This is a genomic window from Humisphaera borealis, from assembly GCF_015169395.1.
Classification (GTDB): domain Bacteria; phylum Planctomycetota; class Phycisphaerae; order Tepidisphaerales; family Tepidisphaeraceae; genus Humisphaera; species Humisphaera borealis.
Map to the genome: position 1 here is coordinate 5,320,248 of NZ_CP063458.1, position 14,108 is coordinate 5,334,355.

Consider the following 14,108-nt stretch of genomic DNA (forward strand, 5'->3'; position numbering starts at 1 on the left):
GATCGCGCGCAGTCGAGACGGACGCAAGGCGTCAGCGCGTCTTAACGCAGACAAATCTTACGCCGTCCCGCGCTCGTTAAAGTTGCCCGTCGCCACTACAATCCCGATCGCATGATCATCACGATCGACGGTCCGGCAGGAACCGGCAAATCGACCGTCGCCCAGACCATCGCCGAGCGATTGGGCTTCGACTTCCTCGACACCGGCGCGATGTATCGCGCGATCGGGCTTGAGGCGCTGCGCCGTCAGGCCGATTTGGAAAACCACCGTGAACTGGCGTTTATCGCCAGGCACGCGGGTATCGAGTTCGACTGGGGGCACCGCCCGCCAATCGTACTGCTCAAGGGAGAGCCCGTCGGGCACCTGCTTCGCGGGGCCGAGGCGACCCGCGCGGCGTCGTTCGTCGCGGTCGTCCCGGAGATCAGGGACATCCTCGTCCGCGAACAGCAACGCATCGGTCGAAACCGGCCGAACCTGGTGACCGAAGGGCGAGACCAGGGCACGGTTGTGTTTCCAGAGGCGGGGTTAAAGTTCTTCCTGGATGCGACTGCGGCCGAGCGCGCCAGGCGACGGGTCGCGCAGCTTCGGGCGCGGGGTGAGATCGTGGACTACCAGGAAATCCTGGCACAAATCGAAGAGCGCGACACCCGCGACCGCAGTCGAAAGGTCGCCCCCATGAAACCCGCCGACGACGCCCGTGTCATCGATACCACGGCGCTGACCCAGCAACAGGTCGTAGAACTCATTATTTCGGCGGCCCAGGGGCATCAGTCCGAAGCAAAGGCCTCTCGCGGATGAGCAATCCATCGATCCCGGTCCCTCCGCTCCCGCCCGGACGCGTATTCCATGTGGAAGGCAAGACGCCATTCCGCGTGGCACACGTGTTAAGCCGGATTGTGTTCACGACGCTCTTTGATTTGAAGGTCTACGGTGCCGAAACGTTTCCACCGAGCGGCGGCGTACTGGTCGTTTCCAATCACCAGAGCCATCTCGACCCGGTCATTCTCGGCGTGGCGATTCCCCGGAGCCTCAGCTATTTCGCCAAGAGCGAACTCTTCGAGATGCACCCGCTGTTCACCCGACTGATCGAGTCGCTCGGCGCATTTCCCGTTCGGCAAACCGGATCGGCCGCCGGCGCGATCAAGGAGACGATCGACCGCCTGCAGTCCGGCGGCGCGCTGAACATCTACCCCGAAGGGTCTCGCTGCACCGACGGCGAAATCCATCCGTTCGAGAAAGGGGCCGCGCTGATCATCCGCAAGGCGAAGGTGCCGGTGGTGCCGGTGGCGATTCACGGCTCTTTCGAGAGTTTTCCGCCGGGAACGATGTTGCCCAAGCCGCATCCGATCCGAGTCATGTTCGGACCGCCAATGACGCACCTGCACGAACTGAAGGGGGAGGAGATCACTAAAGTGATGCAGGAGCGCGTCACAGGCTTGTACGCCTGGCTTCGCGGACAGGATCCGATCTATCGCGAACGCGCCGAATGGGCGGTGCAACGAAGGCTTGTGGAACGTGCGGAGAAGCGGCGGCGGAAGATGAAGCATTGAATTGCGCCTACTTCAATACTGTTTCTGCAAAAGACTTCGCGAACTGGTGCCACGGGTCGCCGGTACTCCGGAGACCCGTGCATCGGCCTGAGTCGCACACGGGTCTGCGGAGTACCGCCGACCCGTGGCACCGGCGCCTGGAGCTGTTTCCAGCATCAGTCACTTTGCGGTCGGCCTGGTCGCCGGCTTCATCGACGGCTTGCTGGTGGGCTCTACCCGCACGGTCACGCCGATGTCCACGATCCCCGTGTAGTAACGCCAGCCGCGCCCCAGGAACAACTGGTCTGCCAGTAGTTCATCGATCGACTGCACCACCGCGCCTGCCGCCCGCGGCCGGCCGTTGATGGTCACGGTGATCGGCTGCTTGATGTCGATCATCTGGTCGTTGACGTAAAGCCGGAGCGAATCGACGTTCGTCGCCTTGATGTCGATCTTCTGCCCGGTGATCGTCGCCTCGGCTTTCACGGGGTTATCGAAATAGGTGAACGTGCCCGAGCCGTACCGGAGGACGGCTTTATGTTCTTCGCCGGGATCGATCGCCTGATACACCTGCAACCAGTCGTTGCGGTTGAACATCGTGTCCGGCCGGTTCGATTGCAGAGCGACCGACTTGGGATAAAGCTCGCGGACGCGCGCCCGCATTTTCTGGTACGCCCGCTCGGCAGTCGCTGCGTCGGGGGCGTGACCGATTCCCTTGGTCTCGTCGTATTCCACGTCAACCTTCTGAATGCGCATCGCTTTGACGATGCCGCGCGACGCCTCGACCTTCACGACGGTGTCGTCGGCGTCGTGCCAGACGACGGGTAGCACGTTTTTCAGGTTGATGATGCGAATCCGTTGCCACGACTGGCTCGCGCCGCCGGCCAGGGGGTTGATCGCGGCGAAGTAGGTCGTGTAGTGCAGCGCCAGATTCCACGCCGCGTGGGCCGACATGTTGTGACCGACGATGTAAACCCGCGCCGGATCGACATTCGCCCGCGAAGCCACGTGCTGCATCGGAAGCAGCACGGCGTTGCTGCCGGCGTAACTCGGGCCCCACAGTTCGTCGAGATTGAGCAGCGGCATCACCACGATCGCGTCGGGATGGGCCGCCTGTTCCTCGGCGATCCACTTCTTGTAGACGTCGGTCACCTGCTCGGCCGTCAGCGGCGGGTTGACGAGAAACGCGTGCGCGGTCGGCAGTTTCAGCACCAGCGGCCATGATTTGGTGCGGTCGTACGCCTTCGGAAGACCGAAGAAATAGTGCGTCGGATAGATGCCAGTCTTCTGGTTGACGTAGTAGATGCCGCCGCCGTCGAGCGCGGGCCAGAACATTCGAATGCGGCAAAGCCGGCCGACGATGACGGGATCGACCTCCATCGCGGTGATCTGCTTTGCGACCGCTTTGCGGTCGGCCATGGTGGCGGCTTCGAAGTAGCGTTCGATCAGTTCATGAGCGGCGTGGTAACGGTCGGCGTCCTGAGGGCGGAAGCGGTCGCCAAGCTCTTTCTGATAAAGCTGGACGAGGGCTTCTTTCGGGATTGGCGGCCAGGCGGGGCGGGTGGTGGGCGGCGGCTCGACCGGCGGAGGCACAGCCACCGACGGTCGCGACGCCGGCGCGGCGATCAACCCGCTGACAAACGCCGTTAACAGCAATCCTGCGCCCAACTTCGCCCGGAACCGTGACAGCATAACGACCCTCCGTGAGCAACCGCCGCCTCGTTCAAGTCGATTCTTACCACGCGGATGCAGAGACACGGAGGATAAATCGTCGATTTATCCTCCGTGTCTTGTCGTCCTCTTCCGGATCGGCGGATGAACTTACGCCTCGCGAACGGTGATCTTGTTGATCTGAGCCGGATTATGCGGGCGGTCGTTCCGGTCGCGCGGCAAGCTGACGATCTTGTCGATCACTTCAAGGCCGCTGGTGGCTTTGCCAAACACGCTGTACTGCCCGTCCAGGTGGGTGCTGGCCTGGTGCATCAGGAAGAACTGCGAGCCGGCGGAGTTAGGGTCGTTGGTCCGGGCGGCCGACAACACGCCGCGAACGTGCTTCATGTCGTTGAACTCGGCCTTGACCCGGTAGCCAGGGCCGCCGCTGCCGGTGCCGGTGGGGTCGCCGCCCTGGATCATGAATCCCGGGATCACGCGGTGAAAGATGACGCCGTCGTAGTAGCCGTCCTTCGCGAGGAAGATGAAGCTGTTCACGTGCTGCGGCGCGACCTTGGGATAAAACTCGACCTCGATGTTGCCGAGCGATGTCTCGATCGTCGCGGTGTAGGTCTTCTTCGGGTCGATCGTCATTTCCGGCGGTTTGCTGTACGTCTTTGCCATGGGCTGGTTCCTTATCTAACAGGGTTATCTGAATGGGTGGGTTTCTCAGGTCATCCGGGGAATGTCAACCGGCAATGTCTTTGTTGCAGCCGGATCATTCGGCGATGAGCGATCTTAGTTCGGTCACAAAGGCAGCGCCCAGCTCGGCGGCCTGCTCTCGCGTCAGCAGGGCGTCGCGGTAGGTGATGCTCAGTTGCAGGTCGTCGCCGAGCGATGTGACCGCAAAGACGACCGGCGCCAGCGGGCCCGTTGGCGAGATTCGGCGGTACTTCGCGATCAGGTCGCCAAACTCGGCCACCCATGTGCTGGACAGGTTGACGTTCGATACGCCGGCGATCATCGGCGTTTCCTTGCGGAAGAAGCTGTAGAGCTTCGAAGGCTTCACCAGGGGCCGGGTCGCCATCGCCAGCAGCAGATAACCCACGCTAGACGGCCAGATGCCGCGCTGACGATGCAAATGGTTCTGACGGGCGATACTGGCCAGCAGCTTGTGCCGGCGCTTGATCTCGTCGGGACGCGAGATCACCTCGGCAAAGCCCAGGAACAGGCCGAATCGGTCGTCGAGGGCGCCACGGGCCAGCGGGCGAAGATCGATGATCGAACCGATCGCCAGGTCTGTCCGGGACTTGCGGTGCTGCGTTGGGATTCGCTCGTCGCAGACACGGGTGGCGGCGGTCAGGAACAGGTCGTGGACCTTGACACCCAGACGCTTGGCCGCTCGCGTCAGCCCGCCGATCAGCCCGGGGGCATCCTGCATGATGACGCGGACGGGGTAGTCGTCCTTTCCCAGCGTCTTGCACTTGCGGGCCTTGCGATAGCGCATGTGCCGCCGAATCATCGACAGCATGGTCTGCACTGGCTCCATGGGCCCCGGGGACAGCTCGAGCAGCCCGAGATACCCGATGTTGGCGTGGCGCATCCGTAACGGCTTCCACGCCGCCGGCGGCCGGAACATCCGTTCGAGCCATCGTCGGAGCATGTGCCGGACGGCGACGCTGTCGGCGACCCAGTGCTGGTAGACGACGCCGAAATGAAACGTTCCGGAACTGGCGTCGGGCAGGATAAACGGTCGGAAGGGGGGCTCGCCGGGGTCTGAAAACGGGCGGTTGAGCTCGTCGCCTAGATACGTTTCGAGACAGGTTCCGGGCGGTAGAAGCCGGACGGGGAATCGGCTCATTTCGCCGTTCAGCCCGAAATGCCGGTACGAGATGACCTTGGCCTCGACGCGGCCGAGGTTCATGTCCTCCATCGTCGCCGACCAGGCCGCCGAGGCGGCATCGACGCCGACTGGGCAACGCAACTCCAATACCTGGGCGGCGTTATACGGATGAACGACTTCCCAGCCGCGGAGCATCCGCTGGAAAGCATTCATGGGGATGGCCCGCGTCGCGCCAGAGTGTGTCACGCCGGAGTGCGTCACCCCAGGGTGTGTCACCGTAGGGCGCGTTGCCCCATCGGCAGGGGGATTGGTGGTCGGCGTGGACAGTGGTCCTTCCATAGCAGCGCCGCGCGGGGGGACAAACCTCCCCTGACCGGCACTACCGGCAATCTTGGGAATGGAAACGGGGTTGGCAAGCGGCACGGGTTCCATCAACAGTTTTCCCGTGCACTAGACCCGACCGTAAGGACGAAGCGATCGCGGCATCAGGCGGCCCACTCTACGCTGATAAGCCTGGTAGTCCGCCCCGTGCGTCGCCACCAGATGGCGTTCCTCGCGTGCCGACTCCCACAGCAAAAGTGTGATGTGCAGCGTACCGGCGATTAGCATGGCCGGCGTCGGCAGGGCAAGCATGGTCGCAATCATCATACCGGCGGACAGCGCATAGATCGGATGGCGGACGTATGCGAACAGTCCTTCGAACACGAGCGACGTTTTCTCGTTCGGGTCGATTCCCATTCGCCAGTTCCGCCCCATCTGCTTCCAGCACCGCCGGGTCACCAGCAATCCGCCGACAACCGCGGCGGCGCAGATCCATCCGATTCCGTGGAACGAATGCACGGGCGCGAATGCCGTCGGCGGATTCGGCCAGAACGCGGCTGACAGGGGCAGCACCATCCAGAGGACGATGACGGGCGCCCAAAGCAGCCGCAATAACCGCCCCAGCGGCTCGGGCGGGACGAGGTTGGCCGCCTTTCCCGTCCGCTTCCGCTGTCGGCGGGCCATGTGCAGGACCTGTTGCCAATAGAACGCAACGGTCCCGCCGATCACGAGCAATGGAATGCTATAGTCCCAGGGAAGCATCAAGCGGTGGAGGGTAGTGGTTGCGCCCGTGGGATTCCAGCGGTCGCGGATCGATGTACGCTGTTGGGCTAAAACTTGAGCGCCGACCACAACATCGGCGACCTTGTCGTATAGCACTCCACGACGGCCGGTCGATACAGCGGACAGGCCCTGGCGCACAGCGGTCGCCTAAACGCCGCGGTACCGGCCGACACATAAAGGAGTAACGCACTTCCGCGATGCCTCAACGAATGCGTCAACGAATGACTCGCTTCAAATCCAACTCGTCTGCTCGCGCCTCTGCGTTCACCCTGGTCGAACTGCTGATCGTCATCGGCATCATCGCTCTGCTGATTGGTATTGCGATGCCCGCATTCGCCGCGGTCCAGCGGGAAAGCCGAAAGACCGCGTGCAAGAGCAATCTGCGGCAACTGGGGCTGGCGGTTCGCCTTTATACGGATCAGAACAAAAACAAGTACCCGCGCTCGCCGGCGCTGCCTTCGGTCAACCCATACAATCTACCGACGGTGATGGAGCGCCTGTCTTCATTCATCGCCGTCGGGTTGTCGCCACAGCAGGTACAGAGCGGGCAGGGCGTGATGGTCATCTTCCGTTGCACGGCCGACGACGTGGTGTTTCCGGTCGAGAAGACCAGCTACTTCTACTACAACGAGCTTGGCGAGCGGCCGATCCGCGACACGTTCCTGTTTCAGGTCTACAAGGATATCTCCCGCGTCCCGGTTTTGTGGGATGCCGACAACTACCACGGCGGCAACCTGCCGTTCAACTGGCTGATGGCCGACGGCAGCGTCGACCACTGGACCGCGCCACAGACCTCGCCGTAGGGTCCGCCTTGGCGGACGCGGACGCCGCGCGAACCAGGGCGCCGGGCGGATGTGAATGTCCGATGAGCCGCCGCGCTCGCGTCCGCCAAGGCGGACCCTACAGGCGACTGGCCTCTCGTGGAGCCGATATGAAGCGCAGTTGGGTTCGATTCACAGTGTCGTTCGTCGCGGTGGCGTTGCTGGCCGGCGGCATCTACGGCGGGATCCTCTGGGCACGATATCCGTCGGCACCCGATCCTGCTTCGGGGACCATGACCGAAGCGATCAGTTACATGGCAACCGAGCAGTTCGGCAAGCTCACCAAATCTCACCGCAAGCAGTACACCATCGCGATCGCGGAGCGGATGCGGACGATTCCGTTCAAAGACGTCGTCAACCTGATGATGACCGACCAAGCCGGCAAGAAGGCGGCCGCGGCCAATCTGAAGGACCTGTCCAAGGAAGACATGCAGGAGATCGGCGGGCACTTCATGCAGGTGTTCCTCGACGGTTTCTACACGCAGACGGGAACCGAGCGGCAGGGCTATTTGATGATGTTTGCATTAGCCGAGAAAGCCGCCCGCAGCGCGGCCTCGACACAGCCCAGCGGCCAGGCCGCCACCCAACCCGCCGGCGGCCGCAAGAAGTTCGACGAGAATCACCTGCCCACACCCGACCAGTTGGAAAAGGAGATGGCCAAGCTTCTGCAGACGCAGCCACCCAAGACGGTCGCCCAGATGTCACAGCTTTTCCTGGACATGCGACGGACACGGGAAACGTTGGGGATGAAGTAAATTGTGCGAAGGAACCTCAGTTTCGTCCACGCAGCCTGGATACTCGTTGGCTCGCGTGCAGGACCGCTACAAGCCTGATCTCGCTCTCACCGACGCGAAAGTAGATTTTGTAGGGAAACCGATCCAATAGGGCCTTGTGAAAGTCCCTATACTCGATCGGAAAGGAGCTGGGCCTTTCCCTGATTTTGCGGAGGGTCGAACTGAAATCGTCGAGAAACTCACGACCCAACCCCAATCGGCGCTCTTCGTACCAGATGATCGCTTGATTCACTTCCAGTTCGGCAACTCGACGAAGCACCAGACGGCGACTCATTACCGCGCCTTCAGCAAATCCAATGCTCGTGCATGGACATCCTCCCAGTCCGACTCGTCGCCTGGGTGGGCCATAAGATCGTCGTGTCGATCGTCCAGCAGCCGCTTGAGCTCGTCAGACAGAGGGTCGAGCGCTGGATCATTGCGAATGCTCTCACGCAGACGGTCGTACAATTCGATACGTTCGTTTGTGGGCAATGCCAGGACGTCATTGATGAGATCGCGCGCGACCATGGAAGGACTATACCTCCGATCCGTTTCACTAAGCAAAATGATTCGGCCCCGCTTAAATCGCCAGATCGCATCCCCTATCATGCCGGCCCCATGCCGGTCGATCCGAACGCGCTGAAGACAACCCTCGACAACGCCACACGCGCCCTTCTTGATGCCCGCGGCCCCCACGGCCACTGGGAAGGCGAACTCTCCAGCAGCGCGCTGTCGACGGCGACGGCCGTCTTCGCGCTGTCGCAAGTGCTGGAAACGCAGGCCGAACGTGCCGACCCGGCGTTTGTATCCCGGGCAGGGAAACTCATCCGCCAGGGGCTCGGCTGGCTCGCGCTGAACCAGAACTCCGACGGCGGCTGGGGTGACACGACCCTGTCACTCAGCAACATCAGCACCACATGTCTTTGTTGGGCGGCATTCGTCGCCGACGAGAACTGGGCCGCCGGCGCTTATGAGAGTACGCTGCGGGCCGTCGAAAAATGGCTCATCCGAACCGTCGGCACGCTCGCCCCCGATGCCATCGCCAGCGCCATCGTCAAACGCTACGGCGAAGACCACACGTTCTCCGTACCGATTCTGACCATGTGCGCCATGGCCGGTCGATTGGGGCTGGGGCCGGCGGCGTGGGACCTTGTGCCGGCGCTCCCGTTCGAACTGGCCGCCTTTCCACAAAGGATGTTCAAGTGGCTGAAATTGCCGGTCGTCAGCTACGCGCTACCGGCACTGATCGCGATCGGCCAGGTCCGTCACGCCCGTCGGCCCAGCGGGCATTCGGTCCTGCGAACCCTTCGAAATCTGACGCGAAAACGGACGCTCAAGCTGCTGACGCGCATCCAGCCCACCACTGGCGGATTCCTGGAAGCGACGCCGCTGACGAGTTTCGTCGTGATGAGCCTGGCCGCCGCCGGCAACGCCGACCACCCAGTGGTCAAAAAGGGCGTCGAGTTCCTGACCGCTTCGGTTCGCGATGACGGAAGCTGGCCGATCGATACGAACCTCGCAACCTGGGTGACAACGCTGGCCGTCAACGCGCTGGCGAATCATCCCGAGTTCGACGCCGTCCTTCCCGAATCCGAACGCAAGCCCGTCCGCGACTGGTTGCTCGGTCAGCAATACCGCAAGGAACACCCGTACACTCTTGCCAATCCCGGCGGCTGGGCGTGGACCGACCTTCCCGGCGGCGTTCCCGACGCCGACGACACGCCCGGGGCTCTGATCGCGCTCAGAAATCTCGGAAGCGTCGATGAGCGCGTCCGGGGATCGGTGGCGGCCGGTCTCAAATGGCTCGCCGGACTTCAGAACCGCGACGGCGGCATGCCGACGTTTTGCAAGGGCTGGGGCAAACTCCCCTTTGACAAAAGCAGCACCGACCTGACGGCCCACGCCCTGCGGGCCGGATTCGTGTGGAAGGATCAGTTTTCATGCGGACTGACCGCCAATGCGGTGGCGTTCCTGGTCCGTGGTCAGCATCGCGACGGCTCCTGGACGCCGCTCTGGTTCGGCAATCAGCACCTGGCGGTCGAGGAGAACCCGGTCTATGCGACGTCGCGCGTCCTGCTCACCGCCGGTCAATTGCCGGCCGAAGTCGTGACGCGCGCCGTGCAGTGGCTGCTCGCCGCCCAACACGAAAGCGGTGGATGGGGCGGCGGCCCGAAAATCGCACCTAGCATTGAAGAAACGGCGCTTGCCCTGGAAGCCCTGGCATCGCTCGCACTGGATGATGCCCCAGAGGCAACCTTCGCCCGCGGTGATATCGACACCGCGATCGAGCGAGGCGTCTCGTGGCTCATCCAGAACACGCGCGACGGTACGCAGTTCCCACCGTCGCCGATCGGATTCTATTTCGCGAAGCTCTGGTACTTTGAGAAGCTCTACCCGCTGGTCTGGGTGGTAAGCGCACTCGGCAAGGTCATGCAAACGTCGAGAAGTGTAGAGGCGAAACGGCGTGGGCTATAGTTCTTGCGTCACTTCGATGTGACGGCGATATCGTCGTGGGCGTCCCGGCAAGTCGTGCCCGGCTGGCAACGTCATAACCCCTTTCACGGTAAGATACGAAGTCGTTGTGAGCATTCTTCACTAACCGAAAAAGCATGATGTCGATTCGCAATTTATTCGCACTTGCCGTCGGACTCACCTGCACAGCGTCCGCAGTTGCTGCTCCGGGCGCGCCGCTTCAGTTCAACCGTGACATCCGTCCGCTGCTGTCCGATAACTGCCTCGCATGCCACGGTCCGGATTCTGCGCACCGCAAGGCGTCGCTACGGCTGGACACGCAGGAAGGGCTCTTCGGCAAGCGGGAGGACGGCATTGCCGTCGTCCCGGGCAAGCCGGCCGAGAGCATCATCTGGTCGCGCATCATTACTACCGATGCCGACGACCTCATGCCGCCGCCCGATTCACACAAGAAGCTGACGCCAGCCCAGAAGGCGACGATCAAGCGGTGGATCGAAGAGGGCGCTTCGTGGGAGCCGCACTGGTCCTTGAAGGCTCCGGTTCGGCCGGCCGCGCCGGCGGTGAAAACCGCCAAGTGGGTTCGTAACGCGATCGATGCATTCGTCCTCGCGAAAATGGAAGCCGCCGGGCTGAGCCCGGCCGTCGAGGCCGACCGGCGAACGCTCGCCCGTCGCCTGTCGTTCGACCTGATCGGCCTGCCACCGTCACCGGAGGAAGTGGAGGCCTTCGCGACCGATCCTTCTCCCAACGCCTACGAGGCGTACGTGGATATGCTGCTGGCCAAGCCACAGTGGGGCGAACACCGCGGCCGCTACTGGCTCGATGCCGCCCGCTACGGAGACACCCACGGCATTCACAATGATAACTACCGCGAGATGTGGGCCTACCGCGACTGGGTGATAGACGCATTCAACCGCAACCTGCGGTTCGATCAGTTTGTCACCGAGCAGGTCGCCGGCGACCTTCTGCCCAATCGCACCCTTGAGACACAGATCGCCAGCGGCTTCCAGCGGTGCAACATCACCACGAGCGAAGGGGGCTCGATCCCCGACGAAGTGCAGGCGATGTACGACAAGGATCGCGTCGAAACCACCGCCACCGTCTTCCTGGGCCTGACGATGGGCTGCGCGGCATGCCACGACCATAAGTTCGATCCGATCAGCCAGCGCGACTTCTATTCGATGGCGGCTTTCTTCCGGAACACGACACAGCCGGCAATGGACGGCAACAAGCCGGACACCCCGCCGATCATCGTCGTCCCGAATGCCGAAGACCGTCCCCGATGGGAGAAGCTCACGCAGACGCTCACCGAGCTGACCGCGGCAAAGAAGACGCGCGAAGGTGAAGCGAACAAACCCTTCGAGGACTGGCTGAAAGCAGGCGAGCACCGCAAGCTCACCGCGCCGCTGGCCATCACCGACGAGCTGTTCGCCGCCGACTTCGACGAAGGCACCGGCGCCGCATCAACCGACATCGCCGGAAAGGCCGGCACCCTCGGTTTGCCCGCGGGCGTCAGCTGGAGCGACGGCCAGGCGAAAGGCCAGAAAGCGATTAAGTTTGCCGACAAGGCGTCGATCGAGCTGTCCGAGGTCAAGATGGAACCCGGGCAGGCGTTTTCGATCGGGGCCTGGGTATTGGTGCCGCCGGAAGAAGGCACGTTCGTCATCGCCAGCAAAATTGACCCCAAGGCCAAGACGCCGACAACCGGATGGGCGCTGTCCATCGAGACGCGCGTTCCGTCGTTTCGGATATTTGGCAAAGGCGGCAAGAAGCTCGAGATCCGCGGCAATTCGTCCAGCCGGCCTCAAAGCGGCAAGTGGGTGCACCTGCTCGTTTCCTACGACGGCAGCGGTCACCCCTCGGGGTTGACGATGCACATCAACGGCAAGCCGGAATTCCCGGACTATTCTGCCGACAGCGCCCCGCTGGCCGGCGTCGCCGACCGCAACGATCAGCCCGTACGGCTGGGCACCGATGGCAAGCGATACCTGACCAACGGCGCACTGGCAGACGTCCGAATTTTCGGCCGCAAGCTGCTGGTGGACGAAGCAGCCGCGATCCAGAAGTGGTCGGCACTGAAGCCGGCCCTGGTCGCGAAGAACGACAAGCTGTCGCCGGCGCAGAAGGCCGACCTCAAGCTCCTTTACCTGGTCCGTCAGGACGAGTCGTACCGCGACATCTCGCACCGCATCTCGGTCGCCGAGGCCGGGCAACGCGAGATCAACAAGCGGTCGGCGATCACGCACGTGATGGCCGAGAAGCCCAACACGCCGGCGATGGCGCGCATCCTGTTCCGCGGGCAGTACGACCAGCCCAAGGACGAAGTCATGGCGATGACGCCTGCGGCGCTGCACCCATACCCCAAGGATGGTCCGCAGAACCGCCTGGGCCTGGCCCGCTGGATCATCGACCCGGCCAACCCGCTGACCAGCCGTGTGACGGTCAACCGGCTCTGGCAGGAAGTCTTCGGTACCGGCATCGTCCGGACAAGCGAAGACTTTGGGATCATGGGCGAGAACCCTTCGCACCCCGAGCTGCTCGACTGGCTCGCGGTCGAGTTCCGGGCACCCGCCGACGGCGCACCCGGCGGGGATTTCAAGAAGTTCTTCAAAATGCTGGTGATGTCTGCGACCTACCGCCAGGCGGCGATCGCAACGCCGGAGAAGCTCGTGGCCGATCCGCAGAACCGCCTGCTCAGCCGCGGCCCGCGGTTCCGGATGGATGCCGAGGTCCTGCGCGACTTTGCGCTCGCTTCGAGCGGTCTGCTGGTCAAGAAGATCGGCGGACCGAGCGTCAAGCCGTACCAGCCGCCTGGCGTCTGGGAAGCTGTGGCGATGAAGAGCAGCAACACGCGCGACTACAAGGAAGACACCGGCGAAGGCTTGTACCGCCGAAGCATGTACTGGTTCTGGAAGCGATCGGCACCGCCGGCTTCGATGGACTTGATGAACGCACCGACACGTGAAGTCTGCACCGTCCGCCGCGAGCGCACCAACACGCCGATGCAGGCGCTGGTCACGATGAACGACCCCCAGTGGGTCGAGGCGGCCCGGCACCTGGCCGAGCGGACTTTGAAGGAAGCCGGCAACAGCTTCGACGCCCGGCTCGATTTCGTCACCCAGCGTTTGATTTCACGCAAGTTGTCCGACCGCGAGCGGCAGATCTGCCGTACCTCGTTCAACGACTTTGCGGCAACCTACGCCGTCAGCGAAGAGGAAGCCAAAAAGTTGATCGCCACCGGCGCGAGCACGCCCGACGAGAAGCTCCCACCGGCGGAATTGGCGACCTGGACCATGCTGGCCAGCCAGTTGATGAACCTGGATGAGGCGTTGAATAAGTGAATCGGCATGGCGGCCGGGGGGTGAGCGGCCGCGCTCCGGCTCGGGCTACACGTGCCGCGCGAAGTGCGCGATCTCCGGCTGCGCCACCCTGCGATACTCGGCAAGTGTCATCGTCACACTTTGATGGTGTGTGCCGGCCTGGAACGTCACGTGGACGTCGGCGGTCAGGCTTTCATCCATCAGCGTCACCATGCCGTAAAGCCTGCCGACAGGTGGCTCCGCGCCGACTTCGCAATCGGGGAACATCTCGGGCAGCCGATGCTCGTCGACCAGCTTCACGTCGCGCGCCGGGATCTGGTTTTTCAGCTCTTCCAGATCGACGCGATAGCAAGCCGGTAGTGCACACAGCACAAACTGCCCGTCGGCCTGGACGAGCACGGGTTTGATGACCTGCTTGCCGGGGATGTGCTCCGCCATCGCCAGGTCCTGGGCGGTGTAAGCCTGATCGTGGTGCGACACGCGGTAGGTGGCATCGAGTTCGTCGAGGAACGATTGGAGTCGGGTGTGCGACATGGGAGCATCTCCGTTGGGCCTGCCGACGTGCGGCAGACGGGTTCCGTGGTCGTTCAGCAACA

12 protein-coding genes are annotated in these 14,108 nt (G+C 63.0%); 6 read left to right on the forward strand and 6 right to left on the reverse strand.

Annotated elements, in window-relative coordinates:
- Positions 1 to 111 precede the first annotated feature (111 nt).
- Both cmk and IPV69_RS19885 read left to right on the forward strand, forming a co-directional pair.
- Positions 112 to 798 (forward strand): (d)CMP kinase, encoded by a 687-nt coding sequence (cmk, locus tag IPV69_RS19880; protein ID WP_206291467.1) that lies wholly within the window; start codon positions 112 to 114, stop codon positions 796 to 798.
- Positions 795 to 1,550, forward strand: coding sequence for a lysophospholipid acyltransferase family protein (locus tag IPV69_RS19885; RefSeq protein ID WP_206291468.1), 756 nt, complete (start codon positions 795 to 797; stop codon positions 1,548 to 1,550). The genes cmk and IPV69_RS19885 overlap by 4 nt, the downstream gene beginning before the upstream one ends.
- Positions 1,551 to 1,709: 159 nt before the next feature.
- On the opposite strand, the gene IPV69_RS19890 is transcribed toward IPV69_RS19885, so the two are convergent.
- The 4 genes from IPV69_RS19890 to IPV69_RS19905 all read right to left on the reverse strand — a co-directional run bounded on the left by IPV69_RS19890 (position 1,710) and on the right by IPV69_RS19905 (position 6,105).
- Entirely contained in the window at positions 1,710 to 3,221 is a 1,512-nt protein-coding gene (locus tag IPV69_RS19890) for a carboxylesterase family protein (protein WP_206291469.1), read from the reverse strand.
- 129 nt (positions 3,222 to 3,350) lie between these two features.
- Positions 3,351 to 3,863, reverse strand: a complete 513-nt coding sequence (locus tag IPV69_RS19895) for a peptidylprolyl isomerase (RefSeq protein ID WP_206291470.1) — start codon at positions 3,861 to 3,863, stop codon at positions 3,351 to 3,353.
- Positions 3,864 to 3,957: 94 nt separating this feature from the next.
- Complete coding sequence (locus tag IPV69_RS19900; RefSeq protein ID WP_206291471.1) at positions 3,958 to 5,235, reverse strand: hypothetical protein; 1,278 nt, start codon at positions 5,233 to 5,235, stop codon at positions 3,958 to 3,960.
- A gap of 237 nt (positions 5,236 to 5,472) precedes the next feature.
- Complete coding sequence (locus tag IPV69_RS19905) at positions 5,473 to 6,105, reverse strand: methyltransferase family protein (RefSeq protein ID WP_241180025.1); 633 nt, start codon at positions 6,103 to 6,105, stop codon at positions 5,473 to 5,475.
- Between the two features lie 242 nt (positions 6,106 to 6,347).
- Here IPV69_RS19905 and IPV69_RS19910 point away from each other — a divergent pair, with 242 nt between their 5' ends.
- Complete coding sequence (locus IPV69_RS19910; RefSeq protein ID WP_206291473.1) at positions 6,348 to 6,929, forward strand: type II secretion system protein; 582 nt, start codon at positions 6,348 to 6,350, stop codon at positions 6,927 to 6,929.
- A gap of 128 nt (positions 6,930 to 7,057) precedes the next feature.
- Positions 7,058 to 7,702 (forward strand): hypothetical protein, encoded by a 645-nt coding sequence (locus IPV69_RS19915; RefSeq protein WP_206291474.1) that lies wholly within the window; start codon positions 7,058 to 7,060, stop codon positions 7,700 to 7,702.
- Positions 7,703 to 8,014: 312 nt separating this feature from the next.
- Here IPV69_RS19915 and IPV69_RS19920 read toward each other — a convergent pair whose 3' ends face one another.
- A complete protein-coding gene (locus IPV69_RS19920; protein WP_206291475.1) occupies positions 8,015 to 8,248 on the reverse strand; it encodes an addiction module protein in 234 nt (77 codons plus the stop codon).
- 90 nt (positions 8,249 to 8,338) lie between these two features.
- On the opposite strand from IPV69_RS19920, the gene IPV69_RS19925 reads away from it, so the two are divergent.
- Both IPV69_RS19925 and IPV69_RS19930 read left to right on the forward strand, forming a co-directional pair.
- Positions 8,339 to 10,195, forward strand: coding sequence for a prenyltransferase/squalene oxidase repeat-containing protein (locus IPV69_RS19925; protein ID WP_206291476.1), 1,857 nt, complete (start codon positions 8,339 to 8,341; stop codon positions 10,193 to 10,195).
- Positions 10,196 to 10,329: 134 nt separating this feature from the next.
- Entirely contained in the window at positions 10,330 to 13,533 is a 3,204-nt protein-coding gene (locus tag IPV69_RS19930) for a DUF1553 domain-containing protein (protein WP_206291477.1), read from the forward strand.
- Between the two features lie 45 nt (positions 13,534 to 13,578).
- On the opposite strand, the gene IPV69_RS19935 is transcribed toward IPV69_RS19930, so the two are convergent.
- On the reverse strand, positions 13,579 to 14,046 hold the full coding sequence (locus IPV69_RS19935) for an aminoacyl-tRNA deacylase (RefSeq protein ID WP_206291478.1): 468 nt from the start codon (positions 14,044 to 14,046) through the stop codon (positions 13,579 to 13,581).
- Positions 14,047 to 14,108: the final 62 nt, after the last annotated feature.

Coding starts and splice junctions, on each gene's coding strand:
- IPV69_RS19930 (WP_206291477.1), top strand. CDS start 10,330: ATGATGTCGATTCGCAATTTATTCGCACTTGCCGTCGGACTCACCTGC.
- IPV69_RS19935 (WP_206291478.1), bottom strand. CDS start 14,046: ATGTCGCACACCCGACTCCAATCGTTCCTCGACGAACTCGATGCCACC.
- IPV69_RS19915 (WP_206291474.1), top strand. CDS start 7,058: ATGAAGCGCAGTTGGGTTCGATTCACAGTGTCGTTCGTCGCGGTGGCG.
- cmk (WP_206291467.1), top strand. CDS start 112: ATGATCATCACGATCGACGGTCCGGCAGGAACCGGCAAATCGACCGTC.
- IPV69_RS19910 (WP_206291473.1), top strand. CDS start 6,348: ATGACTCGCTTCAAATCCAACTCGTCTGCTCGCGCCTCTGCGTTCACC.
- IPV69_RS19890 (WP_206291469.1), bottom strand. CDS start 3,221: ATGCTGTCACGGTTCCGGGCGAAGTTGGGCGCAGGATTGCTGTTAACG.
- IPV69_RS19885 (WP_206291468.1), top strand. CDS start 795: ATGAGCAATCCATCGATCCCGGTCCCTCCGCTCCCGCCCGGACGCGTA.
- IPV69_RS19895 (WP_206291470.1), bottom strand. CDS start 3,863: ATGGCAAAGACGTACAGCAAACCGCCGGAAATGACGATCGACCCGAAG.
- IPV69_RS19925 (WP_206291476.1), top strand. CDS start 8,339: ATGCCGGTCGATCCGAACGCGCTGAAGACAACCCTCGACAACGCCACA.
- IPV69_RS19900 (WP_206291471.1), bottom strand. CDS start 5,235: ATGAATGCTTTCCAGCGGATGCTCCGCGGCTGGGAAGTCGTTCATCCG.
- IPV69_RS19905 (WP_241180025.1), bottom strand. CDS start 6,105: ATGCTTCCCTGGGACTATAGCATTCCATTGCTCGTGATCGGCGGGACC.
- IPV69_RS19920 (WP_206291475.1), bottom strand. CDS start 8,248: ATGGTCGCGCGCGATCTCATCAATGACGTCCTGGCATTGCCCACAAAC.